Genomic DNA, 21,710 nt, shown 5'->3' on the forward strand with positions numbered 1-21,710 from the left:
GAGCCAAGCTGAAAGACCCACCGGGCCGACGATCGGCCCGGTGTTTTTGACACGCCACTCGACGATCATTCACAGGACACGTCCATGAAGATCCCCCCCCGTCTCAGGTGGCTGCTGGCCCTTTGCCTGCTGGCCTGCCTTCCGCTGGTCGCCCAGGCCCAGGATGACACCGGCCAGCCCCTGCTGGAGTCTCTCGATGCGGCCTCCTATGCCCAGATGGGTGGGGCCATCGAGGCCATCATCGACAGCGGCGACGAGCGCAGCCGCGGCTGGCTGGAAGCCCTGCTCGGCGGCAAGCTGCAGCGTCAAAAGGAGAGCGGTCGCTTCGTCGTGGTGCTTGAGAACCGGGGCCGGGATTGGCCCGTGGTCGATGCCCTGACCGGAGAGGCGCTCGGCGAGATGTCGCGCCGTGAGCTCGACCGTATCGGCATCAACAATGCACTGCGTGGCCAGTTGGAGAGTGTCCTGGCGGTGCTTGACCTGCGGGTGGATGATGTAGGCGCTCGTCGCGAGGCCGCCCGCGACCTGCTGGGGCAGGTCGACGAGGCCATGGTGGCCCCCTTGCAGGGCATGCTCGAGGCCGAAGCGGATGCCGAGGTCAGTCGCCTGCTGGAGCAGGGGCTGGCGATTCATCGTCTCGAGCAGGGTAGTGTGGATGCGGTCGCCAGCCTGTCGGGCAGTCTCAACAGCCAGGCTCGCGCTGCCCTCAATGCGGCGGCGCGCAGCGACGACCCCGAGCTTTCCGGGGCCGCCGAGGCAGCGCTCGCCGACATCGAGCAGAAGCTCCGACTAAATCGTGGCCTGGAGACCCTCTACTTCGGCCTGTCGCTGGGTTCGGTGCTGGTGCTGGCAGCCATTGGCCTTGCCATCACCTTCGGTGTGATGGGGGTCATCAACATGGCCCACGGCGAGCTGATGATGCTCGGCGCCTATACCACCTGGGCGATGCAGCAGCTGCTTCCCGGCCAGCCCGGCCTGGCCCTGATTCTGTCGATCCCCGCCGGTTTCATGGTGGCGGCACTCGCCGGGATCGCCATCGAGCGTGGGGTCATCCAGTTCCTCAAGGGCCGCCCGCTGGAGACCCTGCTGGCCACCTTCGGCGTCAGTCTGATCCTACAGCAGCTGGTTCGCACCGCCATCTCACCGCTCAATCGCACCGTGGTCACCCCGGAATGGATGAGTGGCTCGCTGATGATCAACGAAGGACTGTCGCTGACCCTCAACCGCCTCTATGTGCTGGGCTTCGCGATGCTGGTATTCGCCGGGCTGATGTTGGTGATGCGTCGCACCCGCCTGGGCCTGGAGGTGAGGGCGGTGACCCAGAACCGCGCCATGGCGCGCTCCATGGGCATCCGGGCGACCCGGGTAGACATCATGACCTTCGCCCTCGGGTCGGGGGTAGCGGGGCTTGCCGGTGTGGCACTCTCCCAGTTGACCAACGTCGGGCCCAACCTGGGCCAGAATTACATCATCGACTCCTTCATGGTGGTGGTGTTCGGTGGGGTGGGCAACCTCTGGGGCACCCTGGTGGCGGGGCTGTCACTGGGCGTGATCAACCAGGTCCTCGAGCCCTGGGCTGGTGCCGTGCTGGCCAAGATCCTCGTGCTCGTGTTCATCATCCTGTTCATCCAGAAGCGCCCCCGCGGACTCTTTCCGCAGAAGGGCCGGGCCGCGGAGGGCTGATTCATGGATTACTCGAGTTCGTGGCTCACCAGGCCGTTCCGTGAACGTGCGACACAGATATTCCTGGGTATCCTGCTCACGGTCCTGGCTACCGTGACGCTTCTCAATCTTGCCCTGCCGGCGGAGCATCCGCTGCATGTCTCGACCTATACCGTGACCCTGCTCGGCAAGTACCTGAGCTACGCGCTGCTGGCCGTGGCCGTGGACCTGGTATGGGGCTATCTGGGGATACTGAGCCTTGGGCATGGCGCCTTCTTCGCCGTGGGCGGCTACGCCATGGGGATGTACCTGATGCGCCAGATCGGCGATCGCGGGGTCTATGGCGATCCGCTGCTGCTGGATTTCATGGTCTTTCTCGACTGGGATGCCTTGCCCTGGTACTGGCTGGGCTTCGACATGGCATGGTTCGCCTTCCTGATGGTGCTGGTGGCACCGGGGTTGCTGGCTCTTGTGTTCGGCTTCCTGGCCTTCCGGTCGCGGGTCACCGGGGTTTATCTCTCGATCATCACCCAGGCATTGACCTTCGCCCTGATGCTGGCCTTCTTCCGCAACGAGATGGGCTTCGGCGGCAACAACGGCCTGACGGACTTCAAGGAGCTGCTGGGCTTCGACCTGCGCAGCGACGCCACCCGGTTGGGCCTGTTCCTGGCCACCGGCGTGGCCCTGGCAGTGGGTTACGTACTGTGTCGAGCCATCGTTGCCAGCAAGCTCGGCAGGGTCAGTGTGGCCACTCGTGATGCCGAGGCGCGCACCCGCTTCCTCGGCTATAGGGTCGAGCGCTTCCAGCTGTTCATCTTCGTGGTCTCGGCCATGCTGGCCGGGGTCGCCGGGGCGCTCTATGTGCCCCAGGTCGGCATCATCAACCCCAGCGAATTCTCGCCGATCTTCTCCATCGAGATCGTGCTATGGGTCGCGCTGGGCGGGCGCGCCACCCTCTACGGCGCGGTCATCGGCGCGATACTCGTCAACTATGCCAAGACGGTGTTCACCGGGGTGATGCCGGATGCCTGGCTATTTGCCCTGGGGGGGATGTTCGTGCTGGTCACGGTGCTGTTGCCCAAGGGCATCGCAGGCCTGCTGGCCTACCGCCTGCGCCGTCGCCAGACGCCGCCGCCATCGCCTGAATCCACTGAGCCCCGGGAGGCCTCCGCATGAACTTCCTGCATTCTCTGGCCGATCGTGACCGGGTCTTCGACTTCCTGGTGCCGGCGTCCTCTCCGGTAGATGTTCGCCACGGCCCGATCCTCTATCTGGATGGGGTCACCGTCAGCTTCGACGGCTTCAAGGCGATCAATGATCTCAACCTGACCGTCGACGATGGCGAGTTGCGCTGCATCATCGGCCCCAACGGCGCCGGCAAGACCACCATGATGGACATCATCACCGGCAAGACGCGACCCGACAGGGGCTCGGTCTGGTTCGGCAGCCGCCACAACCTGCTGGCCATGAACGAGCCGGAGATCGCCAGCCTCGGTATCGGGCGCAAGTTCCAGAAACCCACGGTGTTCGAGGCACTGACGGTGTTCGAGAACCTGGAACTTGCCATGACGGCCGACAAGAGCATCCTGCCCACGCTCACCGCGCGCATGACCGGCGAGATCCGCGACCGGATCGAGGAGGTGCTGACGACCATCGGGCTCACCGAGCTTCGGCATCGACCGTCGGGCGTCCTCTCTCACGGCCAGAAACAGTGGCTGGAGATCGGCATGCTGCTCATGCAGCGTCCTCGGTTGCTGCTGGTCGACGAGCCGGTGGCCGGTATGACCGAGCAGGAGATGGAGCGCACCGCCGAGCTGCTTACGGGCCTCGCCGGCAAGGGCAAGCAGTCCGTGGTGGTGGTCGAACACGACATGGGCTTCGTGCGCTCCATAGCTCGCACGGTGACGGTGCTGCACCAGGGTAGCGTGCTTGCCGAGGGCAGCATGGACCAGGTCTCCAATGATCCCAAGGTCGTCGAGGTCTACCTGGGCGCCGACCCCGAGGAGGACGCCGCCTGATGCTGACCATCGAGACGCTCAATCAGTTCTACGGCGAGAGCCACACCCTCTGGGACCTGGACCTCGAGGTGCCGACGGGGCAGTGCACCTGCGTGATGGGGCGCAACGGGGTGGGCAAGACCACCCTGATGAAGTCGATCATGGGCGAGGTGGCGGTGGCCTCCGGCAGCATTCGCTACGCCGATGGCATCGACCTGACCGGCAAACGGGTGGAGGAGCGTTCTCGGCTGGGTATCGGTTATGTGCCTCAGGGACGCCAGATATTCCCGCTGCTCACCGTGGAGGAGAACCTGCGTACCGGCCTGGCCGCTCGCGGGGATGGCCTGACCCGGATTCCTGCGCGAGTCTATGAACTCTTCCCGGTACTCGAGGAAATGAAGCATCGTCGCGGCGGTGATCTCTCGGGCGGACAGCAGCAGCAGCTCGCCATCGGTCGTGCCCTGGTCCTCGAGCCTAGGTTGCTGATACTCGATGAGCCGGGGGAGGGCATCCAGCCCAACATCGTGACCCAGATCGGCGAGGTGATTCGCCGGTTGATGCGCGAGGATGGCCTCAGCGTGCTGCTGGTGGAGCAGAAGCTGCCCTTCGCCCGCAAGTATGCCGATCGCTTCGTCATCATGGACCGAGGGCGTCCCGTGGCCCGCGGCAAGATCGGCGATCTCTCCGATGCCTTGATCCGCGAGCACCTGACGGTCTAGCCGATTTCATCAGATTATGCTGGCCAGCCACGACGCCTTGGCGTAGCCCTCCGCGCATGCACCAGTTCGGAATGGTTGCCCGCAGGCATTCCCGGCCTTGGTGCATGAGCCCCTTCTTATTGCACCTATATGGTGCGTAATAGGGGTAATGTTGTTTCTTTTTGGCTAATGTAAGCCATTGAAAGCAGTGAAGTAACTCTGGTCCTCACCGTTCTGGTACAGCCCTTGCCCTGACAGGGGAGTTACCACCTTCCTGACAGGGCGCTATGCCATGACGGCCTTCCCGACACTCACGCCAGCGCAGGCCTCGGGGCACCGCTTCGATGCCGGGCGCCACTGGGCGGCCTCCCTGGACCTGGCCTTCGAGCCCCGTGACGGCGTGACCCGCATGACGAGAGCTCGTCATCTCGGGCCGCTGCGGGTCCAGCGCCCTTTCCACCCCGAGGGCCGTCAAGGGGCCTGCCACGTCTACCTTCTGCATCCGCCGGGCGGGCTGGTCAGCGGTGACGCCCTGACCGTCACCGCGCGGGTCGGCGCCGGCGCCCATGCGCTGCTGACCACCCCGGCCGCCAACAAGCTCTACCGGGCCGATAGCCACGGCGTCGCCTGGCAGCAGCATACGCACCTCGATGTCGCCGCGGAGGGTGTCCTCGAGTGGCTGCCCCAGGAAACCCTCGCCTTCGACGGCTCAAGGGGCGAGCAACGAACCACCATTTCCCTGTCGGAGACGTCACGCTGCCTCGGCTGGGAGGTAATGGCCCTGGGCCGCCCGGCGAGCGCGCTGCCCTTCGCCAGCGGATGCATCGAGCAGCGCTTCCATCTGACCCGCAACGGCCGGCCGCTGTGGATCGAGCGTCAACCGCTGGACCCCGGCCATCCCCGTTTTTCAGGCCGATGGGGGCAGGGCGGTGCCACCGTCCAGGCCACGCTCTGGGCCGTGGGGCTCGAGGACGAGCCGGGTGCCGTGGACGCGCTGCGCGACAACCTGCCGATGACCCCGCGATGGGCGGTGACGGTGCGACATGGAGTCCTGCTGCTGCGCTACCTTGGCAATGAACGCAACGAGGCCTGGCACCTGTGTCGTCAGGCCTGGGAGATCCTGCGGCCGCGGTTGATTGGCCTGCCGGCCCATACTCCGCGCATCTGGCTGACCTAGAAATCGCCGTGGGAGCTCTGCTCCTGCAAGCGATGTGGATGCCGTGTCGCGAATATTCAAAGACGAGAGGTTGCCATGGAACTGACTCCCAGAGACAAGGACAAGCTGCTGCTCTTCTCGGCAGCGCAACTGGCCGAGCGGCGGCGTGATCGTGGCCTCAAGCTCAACTACCCCGAGGCGGTCGCGTTGATCAGCTTCGAGATCATGGAGGGCGCCCGCGACGGGAGAAGCGTCGCGGACCTCATGAGCTACGGGCGCGAGATACTGAGCCGTGATGACGTCATGGAAGGGGTGGCCGAGATGGTCGACGAGGTGCAGGTCGAGGCCACCTTCCCGGACGGGACCAAACTGGTCACCGTTCATACGCCTATCGTCTGAAAACTGGCTGCGCTCGGTCATGCTGTGTTGGCGTCGCAACAAAAAATGCTCATTTACAAAACGTAAACTCGGGCGCGAGTCCGATCCATTTTTTGATGCTCGCCGCCTTGCCTGACCACCGCTCGCGCAGTTTTCAACATTACAGGAGGGGAGTGCTGATGATTCCAGGCCAGTACCAGCTGCAGGACGGTGAGATCGAGCTCTGCGCGGGCCGCGAGCCCATCACCATCGAAGTGGCCAATACCGGCGACCGGCCGATCCAGGTCGGTTCCCACTATCACTTCGCCGAGGCCAACCCGGCCCTGACCTTCGACCGAGAGCGTTCGCGGGGCTACCGCCTGGCGGTGGCCGCCGGCACGGCGATCCGTTTCGAACCGGGCCAGGTGCGAGAGGTGACGCTGATCCCCTATGCCGGAGAGCGTCATATTTACGGCTTCCATGGGGACGTCATGGGCAGCCTCGATGCCGCGAATCAGGGAGGTCAGCCATGAAGATCAGCCGACAGGCCTATGCCGACATGTATGGTCCCACGGTGGGTGACCGGGTGCGCCTTGGCGACACCGACCTGTGGATCGAGGTGGAGCGAGATGCCACTCACTACGGTGAGGAGGTGAAGTTCGGCGGCGGCAAGGTGATCCGCGACGGCATGGGGCAGAGCCAGCGTCACGACGAGACGGTGATGGACACCGTGATCACCAACGCGCTGATACTCGACTGGTGGGGCATCGTCAAGGCCGACGTGGGGCTCCAGGCCGGTCGCATTGCCGCCATCGGCAAGGCCGGCAACCCGGACACCCAACCGGATGTGGAGATCGTCATCGGCCCCGGCACCGAGATCATCGCCGGAGAGGGCAAGATCCTCACCGCCGGCGGCCTCGATGCCCACATCCACTTCATCTGCCCGCAGCTGGTGGAGGAGGCCCTGATGAGCGGTGTCACCACCATGCTGGGCGGGGGCACGGGGCCTGCCACTGGCTCCAACGCCACCACCTGCACCCCCGGGGAGTGGCATATCGGCAAGATGCTCCAGGCCGTGGACGACATGCCCATGAACATCGGCTTTCTCGGCAAGGGCAACGCCAGCCTGCCCGAGGCACTGGAGGCCCAGCTTCAGGCCGGTGCCATGGGCCTCAAGCTTCATGAGGACTGGGGGACCACGCCGGCGGCCATCGACAACTGCCTGAGCGTCGCCGATCGCTACGATGTCCAGGTGGCGATCCACACCGACACCCTGAACGAGTCGGGCTTCGTCGAGGACACCCTGGCTGCCTTCAAGGAACGCGGCATCCACACCTATCATACCGAGGGGGCCGGGGGCGGCCATGCGCCGGATATCCTCACCGCCTGCTCGAAGCCTTACGTGCTGCCGTCCTCGACCAATCCGACTCGGCCTTATACCGTTAACACCATCGACGAGCACCTCGACATGCTGATGGTGTGTCACCATCTGGACCCCAACATTCCCGAAGACGTGGCCTTTGCCGATTCACGCATACGACGCGAGACCATTGCCGCCGAGGATATCCTGCAGGACCTGGGCGTGATCTCGATGATCGCCTCAGACTCCCAGGCCATGGGGCGGGTAGGCGAGGTGGTCTGCCGGACCTGGCAGACCGCCCACAAGATGAAGGTTCAGCGCGGACTGCTACCCGAGGACGAGGCCCTGGGTGCCGATAATCTCCGCGCCAGGCGCTACATCGCCAAGTACACCATCAATCCTGCCATCACCCATGGCATCGCGCATGAGGTGGGTTCCGTCGAGGTGGGCAAGCTGGCCGACCTGGTGCTCTGGAAGCCGGCCTTCTTCGGCACCAAGCCGGCGCTGATCCTCAAGGGGGGCATGATCGCCGCGGCGCCCATGGGCGACCCCAACGCTTCGATTCCCACTCCCCAACCGGTGCACTACCGCCCCATGTTCGGCTCCTTCGGCCGAGCGGCGAGCCAGACCCGCCTGACCTTCGTCAGCCAGGCGGCTCTGGAGGCCGGCATCGGGGACCGTCTCGGCCTGCACAGTCCGCTCAGTGCCTGCCGGGATGTGCGTGGGGTGCGCAAGACTGACATGAAGCTCAACGACGCCTGTCCCCAGTTGACGGTGGACCCGCAGACCTACGAGGTGCACTGCGATGGTGAGCTTCTGACCTGCGAACCGGCCACCGAGCTGCCGCTGGCCCAGCGCTATCACCTGTTCTGAGCCATGGACAAGTTCCAGAGACGATGCCAATGCTGAGATTGATTGAACGCCTGGGCCCCATCGAGGCGAACCAGGCCACCGATACCCTGACGCTGCCCTACGAGCAGCGCGTACTGGGCCGGCTCAAGGCCACAAGCGATGGCGGGCAGGCCATGGGCCTGTTCCTCGACCGTGGCCCGGTGCTGCGTGACGGCGAGGGGCTGCGCGCCGAGGGGGGCGAGGTGGTCCGCATAAGGGCCGCCGTGGAGCCGGTGGTTACCGCACGCACCGGGGCAGGGCTGCCCCTGGCGCGGCTCGCCTATCACCTGGGCAACCGTCACGTGCAACTTGCGCTGGGGGAGGACGGACAGGGCGGCTTCGTGCGCTTCCCGCCGGATCATGTGCTCGAGGCCCTGGCCGAGCGGCTCGGGGCGAGCCTCGAGCACCATCAGGCGCCCTTCGACCCTGAGCCCGGCGCTTACTCCCATGCTCAGGCCAACGCCCAGGCCGGGGAGGACCACCACCATCATCACCACGGCCATGCCCATGATCATGCCCACTGAGGGGCCGGCGACGGCGGCCCGGGACGATGACCTGGCACTGCTGGGGTTGCTGCAACTGGTCAGCCCGGCCCTGCCCATCGGGGCCTTCGCCTTCTCCCAGGGGCTCGAGACTGCCTTCGAGCTGGGCTGGGTGTCCGACGAGGCGAGCCTCGGCAAGTGGCTCGAGGGGGTGCTGGAAGACGGCCTGACGCGGTGTGAGCTGCCAGTCCTGGCGCGTCTGATACGGGCCTGGGACGAGGCGGATAGCGAGGCCATCTCCGAGTGGGATGAGTGGCTCGCGGCCAACCGCGAGACCGCTGAGCTTGCCGCCGAGGATAGCCGCCTGGGCGCCGCCCTCATGCGGCTGCTGGGTAGCCTGTCGCTGCTGCCCGGTGGTCCCTCGAGCGAAGCACCGGCGCTGCCGACCAATGCCGGCTATGTGACGGTCTTCGCCTGGACGGCCCATGCCCGCGGCGTGCCGACGCGCCAGGCGCTGCTGGGCTTCGCCTGGGCCTGGCTGGAGAACCAGCTGGCCGTGGCCTGCAAGGCCCTGCCGCTGGGCCATACTGCCGCCCAGCGCCTGGTGGAGCGATTGCGCCCAGCGCTGGTGGCGGCGGTGGACGAGGCGCTGGGGCTCGAGGATGACGCCCTGGGGCCGGTGCTGCCCGGCCTGGCCATGGCCAGTGCCCTGCACGAGACCCAGTACTCACGACTGTTCAGAAGCTAGGAGAGACATCATGACCCATTGCCTGCGTATCGGCGTCGGCGGCCCGGTGGGCTCCGGCAAGACGGCCCTGCTCAAGCAGCTCTGCCTCGCCCTGCGAGACCACTACGACATCGCCGTGGTCACCAACGACATCTATACCCGGGAAGATGCCGACTTCCTGCTCAAGCACGAGGCCCTGCCGGCGGATCGCATCCTCGGGGTGGAGACCGGCGGTTGCCCGCATACGGCCATTCGCGAGGATGCCTCCATGAACCTCGCGGCCATCGACGAGCTTCAGGCGCTTCATCCGGCCCTCGAACTGGTGCTGGTGGAGTCTGGTGGCGACAACCTTTCGGCCACCTTCAGCCCGGAACTTTCCGACCTGACCCTCTACGTGATCGATGTCTCCGCCGGCGACAAGATTCCGCGCAAGGGGGGGCCGGGCATCACCAAGTCCGATCTGCTGATCATCAACAAGATGGATATCGCCGAACAGGTCCATGCTTCGCTCGAGGTCATGGAACGCGATTCGAGGAAGATGCGCGGGGAGCGTCCCTTCGTCTTCACCAACCTCTATGACGGCGTCGGCCTGGAAGAGATCATCGCCTTCATCCTCGACCGCGGCATGCTTCCGGAGCGCCGTGTCGCGGCGGGCACCGCCACCGCTTGATGCCCGTGAGCCTGACCTGTTATTAGCCTGATCTGTTATAAGCCTGACCCTGTTTCAGCCTGATCATGATCCGCCACTCCCAGGAGATCACCCCATGACCCTTCGTTCTTCCAAGACCCTTCGCTGCGTTGTCCTCTGCGCCACGATGCTGCTGCCGGCCTCCGTCGTGCTGGCGCACTCGGGCCATGGTGCCCCCTCGGTGCATGCCCATACCGGCAGCCCGTCGATGCTGGCCGTGCTCGGCATTGCCGCCCTGGGAATGGCTTCCCTGGCTGGGCTGGCGCGCCTCGTCCTGCGCCGCCGTCGACTGCGCCGACTGGGCTGAACTGCCCTGTCTCGGCTCGGCGTGCACCCGGCCTTGGCCGGGTGCACTGCTTTTTGCACGACCTCTCGCTATGCTGGCCGTTGAGGTTACCCGCGATGGGTAGCATGACGGATGCAGATGTCATGGACGGCAAGCAGAGACCCGGGCGAGGGAGGCGGCGAATGTGGCCCTGGATCATGATGGCGTTGCTGGTCGCCTGGGCCGGCATGGGCGCCTGGCAGCGCTACAAGCCGCTGCCTGAAGGACTCGGTCGGACCTTTCCTGAACGTCCCGCCGTCGACGTGAGTTTCCTCGCCGACGAGACCTGGTACACCCCCTCGGGGGAGCGCCGAGCCCGCCGCCAAATCTTCGACGAGGTCATGGCGATGATCGGCCAGGCGAAGCGCCTGGTCGTGCTGGATATCTTCCTGTTCAACGACTTCGCGGGCGGCGCCGACGGTCAGGATTTCCGGCCGCTGTCGGCCGAGATCACCGATGCCCTGGTCGATCAGAAGAAGCGGTATCCCGTCCTCAATGCCGTGGTCATCACCGACCCGCTCAATACCCTTTACGGCGGTCATGAGCTTGCGCACCTTGCAAGGTTGCGTGAGGCCGGCGTCACGGTGGTGGTCACGGACATCACCCGATTGCGCGCCTCCAATCCGCTCTGGTCGGGGGCCTGGCATCTGGGGCCGCGCTGGCTCGGCAACCACAGTGACGGTGGCTGGTTGCCCAATGCCCTGGGGCCGGGGAAGGTGACGCTGCGAAGCTACATGGCCCTGCTCAACTTCAACGCCAATCATCGCAAGACCCTAATCGTGGATCGGGGGGATGGCTGGGCGGGACTGATCACCTCGGCCAATCCCCATGACGCCAGCAGCCTGCATGGCAACGTGGCGCTGCGCTTCGAAGGCGCGGCGGCCCTGGACCTGCTGGCCTCGGAGCGCCCGGTGGCCGGCTGGTCGGGCGTGAGCCTGCCAGGCCCAAGGTCCTCCACCGGCCCGGAGCCAACGGTCGAGGAGGGCTCTGTCGAGGGAGCGTCTGTCGAGAGAGGATCTGTTGAGGAGTCGAGAGTACAGGTGCTGACCGAGGGGGCCATCCGCGAGGCCCTGCTCGCGGCCATCCAGGCAAGCGGTTCGGGTGACCGGCTCGATGTCGCCGTCTTCTACCTGTCGCATCGGGAGGTGATCGAGGCACTGGTAGCGGCCCAGCGGCGAGGGGTGGCACTGCGCGTGCTGCTCGACCCCAATCGCGACGCCTTCGGGCTACAGAAGGGCGGCATTCCCAATCGGCCGGTGGCCCACGAGCTCCACGCCGCCGGCGTGCCGATGCGCTGGTGCGCCACCCAAGGGGAGCAGTGCCACAGCAAGCTGCTGTTGCGCCGACCCGCCGCGGCCGGTGGCGAGGGCGAGATGATCCTGGGTTCGGCCAACTTCACCCGGCGCAACCTGGACGACCTCAACCTGGAGACCAGCGTGAGACTGGTGGGACCCGCCGACACGCCGGCCCTGCAAGACGCGTCGGCCTTCTTCGAGCGTCGCTGGCAATCGACTCCGCAGCGGGTTACCAGCGAGCCCTTTGCCGCCCATGACGACGCCTCGACCTGGCAGCGGCTGCGTTATCGGATCATGGAGGCCACCGGACTTTCTACATTCTGATCGCTGAAGGCCCATTTATGACGGCTGATGGCTCTTTTCTGAAGCTGATGGCTCTTTTCTGAAGCTGAGTTCTGAAGCTGATGGCTCTCCATCTTCTGAGCATCGACCGGTGCTGTGGGCGTCAATCCACATGGGTCACCGCCTGGTGGCGCGGGTCGATGTGCCAGGCCAGGCCAAGGCGGGCGTTGCGCTCCAGTTCGGCGATTACCTGGGCCCCGAGCAGCAGGATGATGGCTCCCACCTCCAGGCTCAGCAGCACCACGACCAGGGTCGCCAGCGACCCATAGACCGCATTCACCAGGGAGATGTTGGCGAAATAGAACACCAGCAGCAGGCGCACGCCCTCCCACAGCAGGGCGGCCACGAAGCCTCCCACTAAGGCGCGGCGCAGGGCGATCCTGACCACCGGCAGCACCTTGTAGATGGCGCTGAACAGCAGGAATACGCCGAGGAAGCTGGTCAGGTTGAGCATCGGCCCGGACAGGCCGGCCAGGGGGAGATCACGCTCGAAGAGTGCCAGCCAAAGCGAATTCACCGAACTGACCACGCTGACCAGTAGGGTCAGGGCCAGCAGGCCTGCCCCCAGCACCAGCATGAAGGCATAGGGTAATGCCACCGAGACCCAGATGCTGCGACCCGGATGGTGGGTGTCGGCCGCATGGAAGATGATCGCCAGGGCGTCCTCGAGCATGCGAAAGGCGAAGGAGCTGAACAGCAGCAGCACGGGAAAGCCCAGGATGCCGATGACATCGCGGGAATCGAGCAAAGTGCGCACGGCATCGAGCAGTATCTCCGCGTGGGCGGGGGCCAGATGGCGGGCCTGGATGGACAACACTTCGAGCAGGTGCTGCTGATCGACCACCCCGGCCAGCAGCACGACCATCAGGGCGAACAGCGGCACGATGGAGAGCAGGATGTTGTAGCCCACGCCGCCGGCCAGCAGAATGCCTCGGTTGCGCAGGAAGGCGCACAGCACTCGCCACATGAAGTGCAGCATCAGCGGCAGCAGGGTGAGGATCGGATGTCGGGACGCTTCGGATGGTGATGTCATCGGGGCTGCCGTGCCAGTGTGCCTGCATCATCATAAGCGTATCCTGCGCGAGTGGGTCAACGCCCGATGACGATAGCCCGTCAGCCGATGGTCTGTCATAGATCACCATGAAACAGGAGCCTGTCATGCAACCGGATTCCCGGCCCGAGCGCAATGCGATACGCGGCCAACTCGAGCGACGCTTCGAGGCCTTTCTCTGGAGTTCGCGCCTGATGGTTCTTCTGGCCGTTGTGCCGGCCCTGCTGGGCGCCCTTGTGCTCTTCCTGATCGCCAGTCTCGACATGCTTGCGGTGCTGGGAGATACCTGGCGGTACTACACCACCGGAGGGCCGGATATTCACAAGAGCGTGGTCACCGACATCATCGTGGCCGTGGACATCTACCTGATCGCCCTGGTGCTGATGATCTTCGGGATGGGCGTCTACAAGCTCTTCGTCTCTCGTCTCGAGCCTGTCGAGGGGCGTGATCCGAACCATCCCTTCAACGTTCACTCGCTCGATCAGCTCAAGGACAAGATCGCCCGGGTGGTAATTCTCGCCGTGATCATCGAGTTCTTTCGTGCCGTGGTAGGGATCAACTTCGATTCGCCGCTGGAAGCCATCTACCTGGCGCTGTCGGTGCTGGCCCTCGCGCTGGCGCTCTATCTCATGGCGCTGGCCCACAAGCAGGAATGATGCCGGCCTCGAGCCCAGGTCCGTGTCCATGGTATAGGTTCCTTTTCGCGGGTCTGCACATGGCAAGTCGTTGTCGCTGCGGGCATAATGCGCGCTTTCGGCACCACCATCCAGGCTGGACCAGCCCCTTGGGCAGCGAGACACCATGGCCAAATTTGAAGTGATCGGCACGGCGAGCATCCCCGGTCAGGGCACCGAGCTGCGGTTGCTGCAGCGCAATGACGAGTTCTCCATCCGCATCGCCGGCGCACCGGGTGAGCTGATGAACACGCGCCTGCACGGTTCTGAGGACGCCCTGGGTGAACTGGCCTGCCGGCCCCTCGCCGGGCGCAGTGGCGTGCGCGTGCTGGTCGGTGGCCTGGGCATGGGCTTCACTCTCGCGGCGGCGCTGGCGGCCCTTGGCGAGGACGCCGAGGTAGTCGTCGCCGAGCTGGTCCCGGGCGTGGTGGAGTGGAATCGCGGCCCCCTCGGGGCGGCCGCCGGCTATCCTCTGGATGACCCGCGGACGCGTGTCAGCCTGGGAGACGTCGGCGAACTGTTGCGCTCAGAGCCCGGCGGCTTCGATGCCATCATGCTCGACGTGGACAACGGCCCCGAGGGGCTGACGCGTCGGGAAAACGACCGTCTCTATTCGCCCAGGGGGCTCGCGACCTCCCAGGAAGCGTTGCGTCCCGACGGGGTGCTGGCGGTCTGGTCGGCGGGACCTGATCCGGCCTTCACCGATCGACTGCAACGTCTCGGTCTGCTGGTCGAGGAGGTCACCGTGCGAGCCCACCGTCCCGGCAAGGGGGCAAGGCACCGGATCTGGCTGGCCAGCTGATCGACCCCGTGTCCGGAGGTGTCAGGCCCGGATCCACTTTCCACCAAAAGGCAGACAGCATGCTGGAACTCTCTCGCCAGGTGACCATTCCCGACCACGAGATCGAGATGCAGGCGGTGCGCGCCCAGGGTGCCGGCGGTCAGAACGTCAACAAGGTCGCCACGGCCATTCATCTGCGCTTCGACATAAAGGCCTCCAGCCTGCCCGAGGGCTTCAAGGAGAAGCTGCTGACGCTTGGCGATCAACGCATCACCCGTGACGGGGTGGTGATCATCAAGGCGCAGGGTCACCGTACCCAGGAGCGCAATCGTGCCGAGGCGCTTGCACGACTCAAGGCGCTGATCAAGAGTGTGATGTACGCGCCGAAGAAACGCATCGCTACCCGGCCCAGCAAGGGCGCCAAGAGGCGTCGGCTGGACAGCAAGAAGAAGCGTGGCCGGCACAAGGCGTTGCGCGGCAAGGTCGAGCCCTGACGTTGAAGGCGTCGTCGATGAATGGGTGGCGGTCACTTGTCGGGTGTGTATGCTGGAAGTCGTGACCATGACGATCGGTCTCTGTGGCCGACGACAGACATTCAACCACCCAGGGGGATCCGCCGATGGCAGATTCGTCGATGAGCGATCTTTTCAAGGACAACCGCGTCAAGGGCCTGTCGGCCGTGGCGGTGGTTGCGATCATCTGGGCGCTGATGGCCCAGTCGAGTGTCAGTTCCAGCAACGAGGCACTGGATTCGCTTCGCGAGCAACTCGATAACGCCCAGGCCGAGAATGCGACACTTTCCGGTCGCGTCGAGGAGCTGCAGAGCGAGGCCGGCAACATCGATGACCTCGAGTCACGTCGCAGCGAGCTCGAGGAGCAGCTGCAGGCTTCCGAGGCCGAGCTGGAGAGCATCCGGGCCGAGATCGATGTGGCGCGCACCGAGCTGGAAGTGGCCCAGGCGTCAGTGGCGTCCGCACAGACTGACCTGGAGGCCCGCCAGGCAGAGCTCGATGCCGCCAAGCAGGAACTTGCCACCACTGAAGAGGCACGCCAGCAGGCCGTCCAGGCGCGCGACGAGGCCCAGGCTTCCCGTCAGGAAGCCGAGGAGGCACGTCAGGCCGCCGGGGAGGCCCGCCAGAAGGCCGAGCAGGAGCGTAGCGACGCGGTTGCCGCGCGTGACGATGCCAATGCCCAGCTTGAGGGTCTCCAGCAGGAAATCGCCGCCGCCGAGGAGAGCCTCGCAGGGGTGAACGATGAGCTTGCAAGCCTGCAGCAGGAGCGCGCTGCCCTGCAGCAGGAGCGCGATGCCCTGCAACAGGAGGTCGAAGGGCTCGAGGCCAGCCTCAGCGAGGCGAGTCAGGCCCTCGAGACGACCAAGGGCGAGCTTCAGGAAGCCCGCTCAGCCGTCGACCAGGCCCGCGAGACCTTCAAGGACCTGGAAGTCGCCATCAAGGTCGGCCGCGAGGAAGTGGCCGCGATCGAGTCTCAGATCGAGTCTCGTCAGACCCAGTTGGAGCGCCTTGACGGACAGTTAGAGACCTGGCGCAACGAGCTCGCCGGTCTGGAGGAGAGCGTGCAGTCAGCGGGCAATGAAGATGGTAACGCCCAGCCTGAGTCCGAAGCCAAGTCCGAGGCCTCTCAGGATGCCAACTCCGACTGAGCCAGCCTGAGCAGTCGTCGCATCCGTCCAACGGCGAGCCTCTGGCTCGCCGTTCTCGTTCCCGGGCATTGATGGACAGGCTTCGATAGGCGGGCATTGCATGGCAGGGCGACCCGACGGGTATACTGGCCGCTCATGCCACTTGCGTGGCAGCCCCAACCGCATAAGGAGTGATTCGTGATCGAAGGGGTCAAGCATATCGTCGCCGTGGCATCCGGCAAGGGTGGGGTGGGCAAGTCCACCGTCACCGTCAACCTGGCGCTGGCCATGGCCGCCGAGGGCTATCGGGTCGGTATCCTGGATGCCGACATCTACGGTCCCAGTCAGGCTCAGATGCTCGGGGTGGGGGAGGGGGTGCGTCCCCAGTCCGCCGGTGAGAATCGCTTCAAGCCGCTCGAGGTCCACGGCATCCAGGCCATGTCCATGGCCTTCCTGGCCGACATCCGTGAGCCCATGGTGTGGCGTGGCCCCATGGTGGCCGGTGCCTTCCAGCAGATGCTCACGCAGACGGCCTGGGGCGACCTGGACTACCTGTTCATCGACATGCCGCCGGGGACCGGCGATATCCAGCTGACCCTGGCCCAGAAGGTGCCGGTGGATGGCGCGGTGATCGTCACCACCCCCCAGGACATCGCGCTGCTCGATGCCCGCAAGGGCATCGAGATGTTCCGCAAGGTGAATGTACCGGTGCTCGGTGTGGTCGAAAACATGAGCCTGCACCTCTGCTCCCACTGCGGCCACAGTGAGCCGATCTTCGGTGAGGGCGGCGGCGAGCGCATCGCCGAGGAGTACGAGACCCGCGTGCTCGGCCGTCTGCCTCTGACCATGGCGATCCGTGAGCAGGTGGATGGCGGTCGGCCCACCGTGGTGGCCGAGCCACAGAGCGAGGTGACCACCACCTTCCGCGACATGGCCCGACAGGTGGTCGAGCAGATCAGAGGCCAGCAGCCCGATGGGCCGGAGATCTCATTCGGCGACTGACGGGACCGTCACGGCGGCGCATGGCGTGGGGCCGGGGACGCGGGCCTGTCGACTGGCCGGGACAGCATCGATGCCTGGCGAGACCGAGTTGCCGTGACCTTCCCTTCCGGGGCCGCTATGATGTGGCCCCGGTTTTCCTTCGCCGTTTTTTCCTACAGACAGCATCAGGACGTGTCGATGAGCATCAAATCCGACAAATGGATCCGCCGCATGGCCGAGCGGGAAGGCATGATCGAGCCCTTCGAGCCCGATCAGGTGCGCTACGTGAACGAGCGGCGGGTGATCTCCTACGGGACGTCCAGCTACGGCTACGACGTGCGCTGCGCCGATGAGTTCAAGGTGTTCACCAACATCCACTCCGCGGTGGTGGACCCCAAGGCCTTCGACGAGAAGAGCTTCGTCGACATCAAGGGCGATGCCTGCGTGATCCCGCCCAACTCCTTCGCCCTGGCTCGCACCGTGGAGTACTTCCGCATCCCGCGCAGCGTGCTGACCATCTGCCTGGGCAAGTCCACCTATGCCCGCTGCGGCATCATCGTCAACGTGACGCCGCTGGAGCCAGAGTGGGAAGGACACGTGACTCTGGAGTTCTCCAATACCACCAACCTGCCGGCCCGGATCTACGCCAACGAGGGCGTGGCACAGATGCTGTTCCTGGAGTCCGACGAGGTCTGCGAGACCTCCTACAAGGACCGCGGGGGCAAGTACATGGGGCAGCGCGGGGTGACCCTCCCGCGTACCTGACAGCGCCGAGCTACAAGCACCGAGCTACAAGAAAACCCCGGAGGCCGAGGCCTTCGGGGTTTTCTTTTGCACGAGATAAATCAACACGCTTGGCCGCTTGGCCCGCTTACTCCTCGACGTCCTCGTCGAGCTCCTCGGCGGCATCCTGGTGGGAGAGTCGCATGCCGGTCGGTGGCAGTGCGACACCGTCCATGCTGGCCCCGTCGCCCTTGAGCTGCAGGCGTCCCTCGAGGAACCAGCGCACGGCGATCGGGTAGATCAGGTGCTCCCGAGCCTGGACCTTCGCCTGGAGGCTCTCTTCCGTCTCGTCCTCGACCACGGCCACTTCGGCCTGCAGGGCCACCGGGCCGCCATCCAGTTCCTCGGTGACGAAGTGGATGCTGCAGCCGTGTTCGGTCACGCCGTCGGCCAGCGCGCGGGCATGGGTGTGCAGCCCGGTATAGGCGGGAAGCAGCGAGGGGTGGATGTTGAGCATCCTGCCCAGGAAGCGGTTGACGAAGCGCGGCGTGAGGATGCGCATGAAGCCGGCCAGCACGATCAGGTCGGGCTCATGGCGCTCGATCACCTTGATCAGGGCACCGTCGTAGGCCTCGCGGCTGTCGTACTCGCGATGGGGCAGGGCCACGGCATCGATCCCGGCGTCCCGGGCGCGCTTCAGGCCATAGGCATCCGGCTGGTTGGAGATCACCGCGACGATCTCGCCACCCAGGGCGTCATGCGCCTGGGCATCGATCAGCGCCTGGAGATTGCTGCCGCTGCCGGAGATCAGCACCACCACCCGCCGGGCCTCGCTGGGTTCGGGGGTGAAGGCGTTCAAGGTATCGCTCTGGTAGTCGGTCCCGCTCATGCCTTCAGGTTCTCCAGCTGGACCGGCTCGTCGGCGTCGCCTCGGGCGGTGATGATCCCGATGCGGTGCACCGTCTCGCCCTGGGCCTGCAAGTGGGCACGGGCCTGGTCGGCCTTCTCTGCCGGCACCACGATCACCATGCCGATGCCGCAGTTGAGCACCCGATGCATCTCGTTTTCATCGACGTTGCCCTTTTCCTGCAGCCAGTCGAAGATCGCCGGACGTGTCCAGCTCGCGGCGTCGATGCGCGCGGCCAGGGTCTCGGGCAGCACGCGGGGGATGTTCTCGGTGAGGCCGCCGCCGGTGATGTGCGATAGGGCATGCACCGGAATCTCGGTCTCCTTGATCAACGACAGCAGGGGCTTGACGTAGATGCGGGTCGGTGCGAGCAGTGCATCGCCCAGCGACTTGCCGTCGATGGCGGTGTCCAGCGGCGCCTCGCTGATCTCGAGGATCTTGCGGATCAGCGAGTAGCCGTTGGAGTGGGGGCCGGAGGAGGCCAGGCCCAGCAGCACATCGCCCTCGCCGACCTTCTTGCCGTCGAGGATCTCGGACTTCTCGACCACCCCCACGCAGAAGCCGGCGAGGTCATAGTCGCTGCCTTCATACATGCCGGGCATCTCGGCGGTCTCGCCGCCCACCAGGGCACAGCCCGCCCGTTCGCAGCCCTCGCCGATACCGGTGACCACGTCGGCGGCGATATCCACGTCCAGCTTGCCCGTGGCATAGTAGTCGAGGAAGAGCAGGGGTTCCGCGCCGGCCACGATCAGGTCGTTGACGCACATCGCCACCAGGTCGATGCCGATGGTGTCATGGCGGCCGAGGTCCATGGCCAGGCGCAGCTTGGTGCCGACGCCGTCGGTGCCGGAGACCAGCACCGGCTCCCGGTAACCGGCCGGCAGCTCGCACAGGGCACCGAAACCGCCAAGGCCGCCCATCACTTCGGGACGGGTGGTGCGCTTGGCGACGTCCTTGATGCGGTCGACCAGGGCATTGCCGGCATCGATGTCGACGCCGGCGTCCTTGTAGCTGAGCGAGGCCCCGGTCGGGCGATTGGTGGAATCGGTCATGACGCTTCCTGTATGAGAATGGCGGTCGCGATGCCCGTCGCCAGGCGACGCGCGACGGTCAGGTTCGGGGAACGGATTGTAGCATCACGACGCACGGCTGGCAGCCTGCCGGCCAAGTCGACACAGGGAGGAGGGAATGCGCAGACAGTGGTGGATAGCCGCCGCAGTGGCGGCGGTGGGGCTATGGTTCCTGATCAGCATTGAACCGGTGCTGATGCCCTTTTTCGTCAGCATGGTCCTGGCCTATCTGGGCGATCCCCTGGCCGACCGGCTCGAGGTGCATGGTCTGTCGCGTCGCCTGGCGGTCTCGCTGGTGTTCCTGCTGCTGACCCTGGTCATCGTGCTGACCCTGCTGGTGGTGGTGCCGATCCTCGGCCGGCAGCTCGGCCAGCTGATCGAGTCGCTGCCGGCGGTGCTCAGCTGGGTGCAGCAGACCGTGGTGCCGGGCGTCCAGTCGCTGACCGGGCTGGACCTCTCCACCGACATCGACCAGATGCGCAAGGCGTTCGTCGACAACTGGAAGGAGACCGGTACCTTCGCCGCCGGCCTGCTGGCCCAGGTATCGCGATCAGGCCTGGCGGTGGCGGCCTGGGTCGCCAACCTGGCGCTGATCCCGGTGGTCACCTTCTATCTGCTGCTCGACTGGGACATCCTGGTCGCCAAGGTGCGTGTTTCGCTCCCGCGCAGCTGGGAACCCGCCGCGGTTCGCCTGGCCGGTGAGTGCGACGAGGTGCTCTCCGCCTTCCTGCGTGGTCAGCTGATCGTCATGCTCTGCCTGGGGGTGATCTATGCGGTGGGGCTGACCCTGCTGGGCGTGCGTTTCGGCCTGCTGATCGGCCTGCTCGCCGGCCTTGCCAGCATCGTGCCCTATCTCGGGGTGATCGTGGGCATTTCCGTGGCCGGCGTGGTGGCCTTCTTCCAGTTCAGCGACTGGCTGATCTTGCTCGGTGTCGCGACCGTGTTCGGTTTCGGCCAGCTTGTCGAGAGCGTGGTGCTGCAGCCCAAGCTGCTTGGCAACAAGATCGGCCTGCATCCGGTGGCCGTGATCTTTGCCGTGCTTGCCGGGGGGCAGCTGTTCGGCTTCACCGGCGTGCTGCTGGCGCTGCCCGTGGCCGCCATGGTGATGGTGGTGTTGCGTTATCTCCATGCGCATTATAAAAACAGCAGCCTGTATGATGCCGGACGCCAACGTACCCACGACGAGGAGTCGCCATGAGTCGAGCACCCGCGCAGTTGCCGCTGGGCGTGGGGCTGCGCGATGACGCCACCTTCGCCAACTTTCACCCCGGCCCGAACGCGACCCTTGTCGACCGGCTCGTGCACCAGCTCGACGATGACGGCGAGCCCTTCCTCTATGTGTGGGGCGCGTCCGGCACGGGCCGCAGTCACCTGTTACAGGCCGCCTGCCATGAGGCCTCTGATCGTGACGGCCGCTCGCTCTATCTGCCTCTGGCGGAGCTCGGCCACTTTCCGCCGATGATGCTCGAGGAGATCGAGCGTCTGGACCTGGTGGCGATCGATGACCTCGAACGGGTCGTCGGGCGGAAGCGCTGGGAGGAGGCGCTGTTCCATGCCTTCAACCGTCTGCGTGATGCAGGAAAGCGCCTGGTGATCGCCGCAGACGCCCCGCCACGACAGCTTTCGGTGAAACTGCCGGACCTGGCCTCGCGCCTCACCTGGGGCATGACCTTCCAGCTGCAGGGGCTCGACGACGTCGGACGCCTGGCCGCGCTACAACTGCGCGCGAGGGCACGCGGCATGCAACTGCCCGACGAGGTGGCCCGCTACATCCTGCATCGCGGGCCGCGGCGTCTGGATGCGCTCTTCACGACCCTGGAGGCCCTGGATCGCGCCTCGCTGTCCGCCAAGCGCAAGCTGACCATTCCCTTCGTCAAGCAGGCGCTGGGCTGGTGAACGCATCA

Annotated in this window: 24 protein-coding genes; 21 read left to right on the forward strand and 3 right to left on the reverse strand. The window is 65.6% G+C overall.

Annotation, left to right across the window (positions count from 1 at the left end; genetic code table 11):
* The first annotated feature begins 84 nt into the window (after nt 1-84).
* The 13 genes from urtB to ABE960_RS06990 all read left to right on the forward strand — a co-directional run bounded on the left by urtB (nt 85) and on the right by ABE960_RS06990 (nt 11,962).
* A complete protein-coding gene (gene urtB, locus ABE960_RS06930) occupies nt 85-1,683 on the forward strand; it encodes an urea ABC transporter permease subunit UrtB (RefSeq protein WP_349761521.1) in 1,599 nt (532 codons plus the stop codon).
* A gap of 3 nt (nt 1,684-1,686) precedes the next feature.
* Nucleotides 1,687-2,838, forward strand: coding sequence for an urea ABC transporter permease subunit UrtC (gene urtC, locus ABE960_RS06935; protein WP_349761522.1), 1,152 nt, complete (start codon nt 1,687-1,689; stop codon nt 2,836-2,838).
* Entirely contained in the window at nt 2,835-3,680 is an 846-nt protein-coding gene (urtD, locus tag ABE960_RS06940) for an urea ABC transporter ATP-binding protein UrtD (protein WP_349761523.1), read from the forward strand. The genes urtC and urtD overlap by 4 nt, the downstream gene beginning before the upstream one ends.
* Entirely contained in the window at nt 3,680-4,378 is a 699-nt protein-coding gene (gene urtE, locus ABE960_RS06945) for an urea ABC transporter ATP-binding subunit UrtE (RefSeq protein WP_349761524.1), read from the forward strand. Before urtD ends, urtE begins: the two co-directional genes overlap by 1 nt.
* Before the next feature lie 271 nt (nt 4,379-4,649).
* Entirely contained in the window at nt 4,650-5,534 is an 885-nt protein-coding gene (locus tag ABE960_RS06950; protein WP_349761525.1) for an urease accessory protein UreD, read from the forward strand.
* 75 nt (nt 5,535-5,609) lie between these two features.
* Nucleotides 5,610-5,912 (forward strand): urease subunit gamma, encoded by a 303-nt coding sequence (locus ABE960_RS06955; RefSeq protein WP_349761526.1) that lies wholly within the window; start codon nt 5,610-5,612, stop codon nt 5,910-5,912.
* Between the two features lie 158 nt (nt 5,913-6,070).
* A complete protein-coding gene (locus tag ABE960_RS06960) occupies nt 6,071-6,403 on the forward strand; it encodes an urease subunit beta (RefSeq protein WP_349761919.1) in 333 nt (110 codons plus the stop codon).
* A complete protein-coding gene (gene ureC / locus ABE960_RS06965) occupies nt 6,400-8,103 on the forward strand; it encodes an urease subunit alpha (protein WP_349761527.1) in 1,704 nt (567 codons plus the stop codon). Before ABE960_RS06960 ends, ureC begins: the two co-directional genes overlap by 4 nt.
* Before the next feature lie 29 nt (nt 8,104-8,132).
* Nucleotides 8,133-8,645 (forward strand): urease accessory protein UreE, encoded by a 513-nt coding sequence (gene ureE, locus ABE960_RS06970; RefSeq protein WP_349761528.1) that lies wholly within the window; start codon nt 8,133-8,135, stop codon nt 8,643-8,645.
* The gene (locus tag ABE960_RS06975; RefSeq protein WP_349761920.1) at nt 8,635-9,351 is read left to right on the forward strand and encodes an urease accessory protein UreF; all 717 of its coding nucleotides are present in this window, start codon (nt 8,635-8,637) and stop codon (nt 9,349-9,351) included. The genes ureE and ABE960_RS06975 overlap by 11 nt, the downstream gene beginning before the upstream one ends.
* Nucleotides 9,352-9,361: 10 nt before the next feature.
* Entirely contained in the window at nt 9,362-10,000 is a 639-nt protein-coding gene (gene ureG, locus ABE960_RS06980; RefSeq protein ID WP_349761529.1) for an urease accessory protein UreG, read from the forward strand.
* Nucleotides 10,001-10,094: 94 nt separating this feature from the next.
* Nucleotides 10,095-10,325, forward strand: a complete 231-nt coding sequence (locus ABE960_RS06985; RefSeq protein ID WP_349761530.1) for a hypothetical protein — start codon at nt 10,095-10,097, stop codon at nt 10,323-10,325.
* Between the two features lie 161 nt (nt 10,326-10,486).
* Nucleotides 10,487-11,962, forward strand: a complete 1,476-nt coding sequence (locus ABE960_RS06990; RefSeq protein ID WP_349761531.1) for a phospholipase D family protein — start codon at nt 10,487-10,489, stop codon at nt 11,960-11,962.
* 121 nt (nt 11,963-12,083) lie between these two features.
* Here the strand turns inward: ABE960_RS06990 and ABE960_RS06995 are convergent, their stop codons facing one another.
* Complete coding sequence (locus ABE960_RS06995; RefSeq protein ID WP_349761532.1) at nt 12,084-13,013, reverse strand: YihY/virulence factor BrkB family protein; 930 nt, start codon at nt 13,011-13,013, stop codon at nt 12,084-12,086.
* Nucleotides 13,014-13,138: 125 nt separating this feature from the next.
* On the opposite strand from ABE960_RS06995, the gene ABE960_RS07000 reads away from it, so the two are divergent.
* The 6 genes from ABE960_RS07000 to dcd all read left to right on the forward strand — a co-directional run bounded on the left by ABE960_RS07000 (nt 13,139) and on the right by dcd (nt 17,871).
* The gene (locus ABE960_RS07000; RefSeq protein WP_349761533.1) at nt 13,139-13,687 is read left to right on the forward strand and encodes a YqhA family protein; all 549 of its coding nucleotides are present in this window, start codon (nt 13,139-13,141) and stop codon (nt 13,685-13,687) included.
* 145 nt (nt 13,688-13,832) lie between these two features.
* Nucleotides 13,833-14,507 carry a polyamine aminopropyltransferase gene (locus ABE960_RS07005; protein ID WP_349761534.1) on the forward strand — a complete coding sequence of 225 codons (675 nt, stop codon included), beginning with the start codon at nt 13,833-13,835 and terminating at the stop codon, nt 14,505-14,507.
* A 59-nt stretch (nt 14,508-14,566) separates the two neighbouring features.
* Nucleotides 14,567-14,980 carry an alternative ribosome rescue aminoacyl-tRNA hydrolase ArfB gene (arfB, locus tag ABE960_RS07010; protein ID WP_349761535.1) on the forward strand — a complete coding sequence of 138 codons (414 nt, stop codon included), beginning with the start codon at nt 14,567-14,569 and terminating at the stop codon, nt 14,978-14,980.
* Between the two features lie 140 nt (nt 14,981-15,120).
* Nucleotides 15,121-16,146: a coiled-coil domain-containing protein gene (locus ABE960_RS07015; protein WP_349761536.1), complete on the forward strand. Its 1,026-nt coding sequence runs from the start codon at nt 15,121-15,123 to the stop codon at nt 16,144-16,146.
* A gap of 180 nt (nt 16,147-16,326) precedes the next feature.
* Nucleotides 16,327-17,127: an iron-sulfur cluster carrier protein ApbC gene (gene apbC / locus ABE960_RS07020; RefSeq protein WP_349761921.1), complete on the forward strand. Its 801-nt coding sequence runs from the start codon at nt 16,327-16,329 to the stop codon at nt 17,125-17,127.
* Nucleotides 17,128-17,304: 177 nt separating this feature from the next.
* Nucleotides 17,305-17,871, forward strand: coding sequence for a dCTP deaminase (dcd, locus tag ABE960_RS07025; protein ID WP_349761537.1), 567 nt, complete (start codon nt 17,305-17,307; stop codon nt 17,869-17,871).
* A 106-nt stretch (nt 17,872-17,977) separates the two neighbouring features.
* Here dcd and purN read toward each other — a convergent pair whose 3' ends face one another.
* Together purN and purM are read right to left on the reverse strand one after the other, a co-directional pair.
* Complete coding sequence (purN, locus tag ABE960_RS07030) at nt 17,978-18,718, reverse strand: phosphoribosylglycinamide formyltransferase (protein ID WP_349761538.1); 741 nt, start codon at nt 18,716-18,718, stop codon at nt 17,978-17,980.
* The gene (purM, locus tag ABE960_RS07035; protein WP_349761539.1) at nt 18,715-19,788 is read right to left on the reverse strand and encodes a phosphoribosylformylglycinamidine cyclo-ligase; all 1,074 of its coding nucleotides are present in this window, start codon (nt 19,786-19,788) and stop codon (nt 18,715-18,717) included. The genes purN and purM overlap by 4 nt, the downstream gene beginning before the upstream one ends.
* Nucleotides 19,789-19,924: 136 nt before the next feature.
* Here purM and ABE960_RS07040 point away from each other — a divergent pair, with 136 nt between their 5' ends.
* Both ABE960_RS07040 and hda read left to right on the forward strand, forming a co-directional pair.
* Nucleotides 19,925-21,004, forward strand: a complete 1,080-nt coding sequence (locus tag ABE960_RS07040) for an AI-2E family transporter (protein WP_349761540.1) — start codon at nt 19,925-19,927, stop codon at nt 21,002-21,004.
* The gene (hda, locus tag ABE960_RS07045) at nt 21,001-21,702 is read left to right on the forward strand and encodes a DnaA regulatory inactivator Hda (RefSeq protein ID WP_349761541.1); all 702 of its coding nucleotides are present in this window, start codon (nt 21,001-21,003) and stop codon (nt 21,700-21,702) included. Before ABE960_RS07040 ends, hda begins: the two co-directional genes overlap by 4 nt.
* Nucleotides 21,703-21,710: the final 8 nt, after the last annotated feature.

The sequence above is a fragment of the Halomonas aquatica genome, from assembly GCF_040196335.1.
Lineage (GTDB): Bacteria > Pseudomonadota > Gammaproteobacteria > Pseudomonadales > Halomonadaceae > Halomonas > Halomonas aquatica.

Bases quoted from the DNA above. Each gene is read 5' to 3' on its own strand.
- urtB (WP_349761521.1), top strand. From the start codon at position 85: ATGAAGATCCCCCCCCGTCTCAGGTGGCTGCTGGCCCTTTGCCTGCTG.
- urtC (WP_349761522.1), top strand. From the start codon at position 1,687: ATGGATTACTCGAGTTCGTGGCTCACCAGGCCGTTCCGTGAACGTGCG.
- urtD (WP_349761523.1), top strand. From the start codon at position 2,835: ATGAACTTCCTGCATTCTCTGGCCGATCGTGACCGGGTCTTCGACTTC.
- urtE (WP_349761524.1), top strand. From the start codon at position 3,680: ATGCTGACCATCGAGACGCTCAATCAGTTCTACGGCGAGAGCCACACC.
- ABE960_RS06950 (WP_349761525.1), top strand. From the start codon at position 4,650: ATGACGGCCTTCCCGACACTCACGCCAGCGCAGGCCTCGGGGCACCGC.
- ABE960_RS06955 (WP_349761526.1), top strand. From the start codon at position 5,610: ATGGAACTGACTCCCAGAGACAAGGACAAGCTGCTGCTCTTCTCGGCA.
- ABE960_RS06960 (WP_349761919.1), top strand. From the start codon at position 6,071: ATGATTCCAGGCCAGTACCAGCTGCAGGACGGTGAGATCGAGCTCTGC.
- ureC (WP_349761527.1), top strand. From the start codon at position 6,400: ATGAAGATCAGCCGACAGGCCTATGCCGACATGTATGGTCCCACGGTG.
- ureE (WP_349761528.1), top strand. From the start codon at position 8,133: ATGCTGAGATTGATTGAACGCCTGGGCCCCATCGAGGCGAACCAGGCC.
- ABE960_RS06975 (WP_349761920.1), top strand. From the start codon at position 8,635: ATGCCCACTGAGGGGCCGGCGACGGCGGCCCGGGACGATGACCTGGCA.
- ureG (WP_349761529.1), top strand. From the start codon at position 9,362: ATGACCCATTGCCTGCGTATCGGCGTCGGCGGCCCGGTGGGCTCCGGC.
- ABE960_RS06985 (WP_349761530.1), top strand. From the start codon at position 10,095: ATGACCCTTCGTTCTTCCAAGACCCTTCGCTGCGTTGTCCTCTGCGCC.
- ABE960_RS06990 (WP_349761531.1), top strand. From the start codon at position 10,487: ATGTGGCCCTGGATCATGATGGCGTTGCTGGTCGCCTGGGCCGGCATG.
- ABE960_RS06995 (WP_349761532.1), bottom strand. From the start codon at position 13,013: ATGACATCACCATCCGAAGCGTCCCGACATCCGATCCTCACCCTGCTG.
- ABE960_RS07000 (WP_349761533.1), top strand. From the start codon at position 13,139: ATGCAACCGGATTCCCGGCCCGAGCGCAATGCGATACGCGGCCAACTC.
- ABE960_RS07005 (WP_349761534.1), top strand. From the start codon at position 13,833: ATGGCCAAATTTGAAGTGATCGGCACGGCGAGCATCCCCGGTCAGGGC.
- arfB (WP_349761535.1), top strand. From the start codon at position 14,567: ATGCTGGAACTCTCTCGCCAGGTGACCATTCCCGACCACGAGATCGAG.
- ABE960_RS07015 (WP_349761536.1), top strand. From the start codon at position 15,121: ATGAGCGATCTTTTCAAGGACAACCGCGTCAAGGGCCTGTCGGCCGTG.
- dcd (WP_349761537.1), top strand. From the start codon at position 17,305: ATGAGCATCAAATCCGACAAATGGATCCGCCGCATGGCCGAGCGGGAA.
- purN (WP_349761538.1), bottom strand. From the start codon at position 18,718: ATGAGCGGGACCGACTACCAGAGCGATACCTTGAACGCCTTCACCCCC.
- purM (WP_349761539.1), bottom strand. From the start codon at position 19,788: ATGACCGATTCCACCAATCGCCCGACCGGGGCCTCGCTCAGCTACAAG.
- ABE960_RS07040 (WP_349761540.1), top strand. From the start codon at position 19,925: ATGCGCAGACAGTGGTGGATAGCCGCCGCAGTGGCGGCGGTGGGGCTA.
- hda (WP_349761541.1), top strand. From the start codon at position 21,001: ATGAGTCGAGCACCCGCGCAGTTGCCGCTGGGCGTGGGGCTGCGCGAT.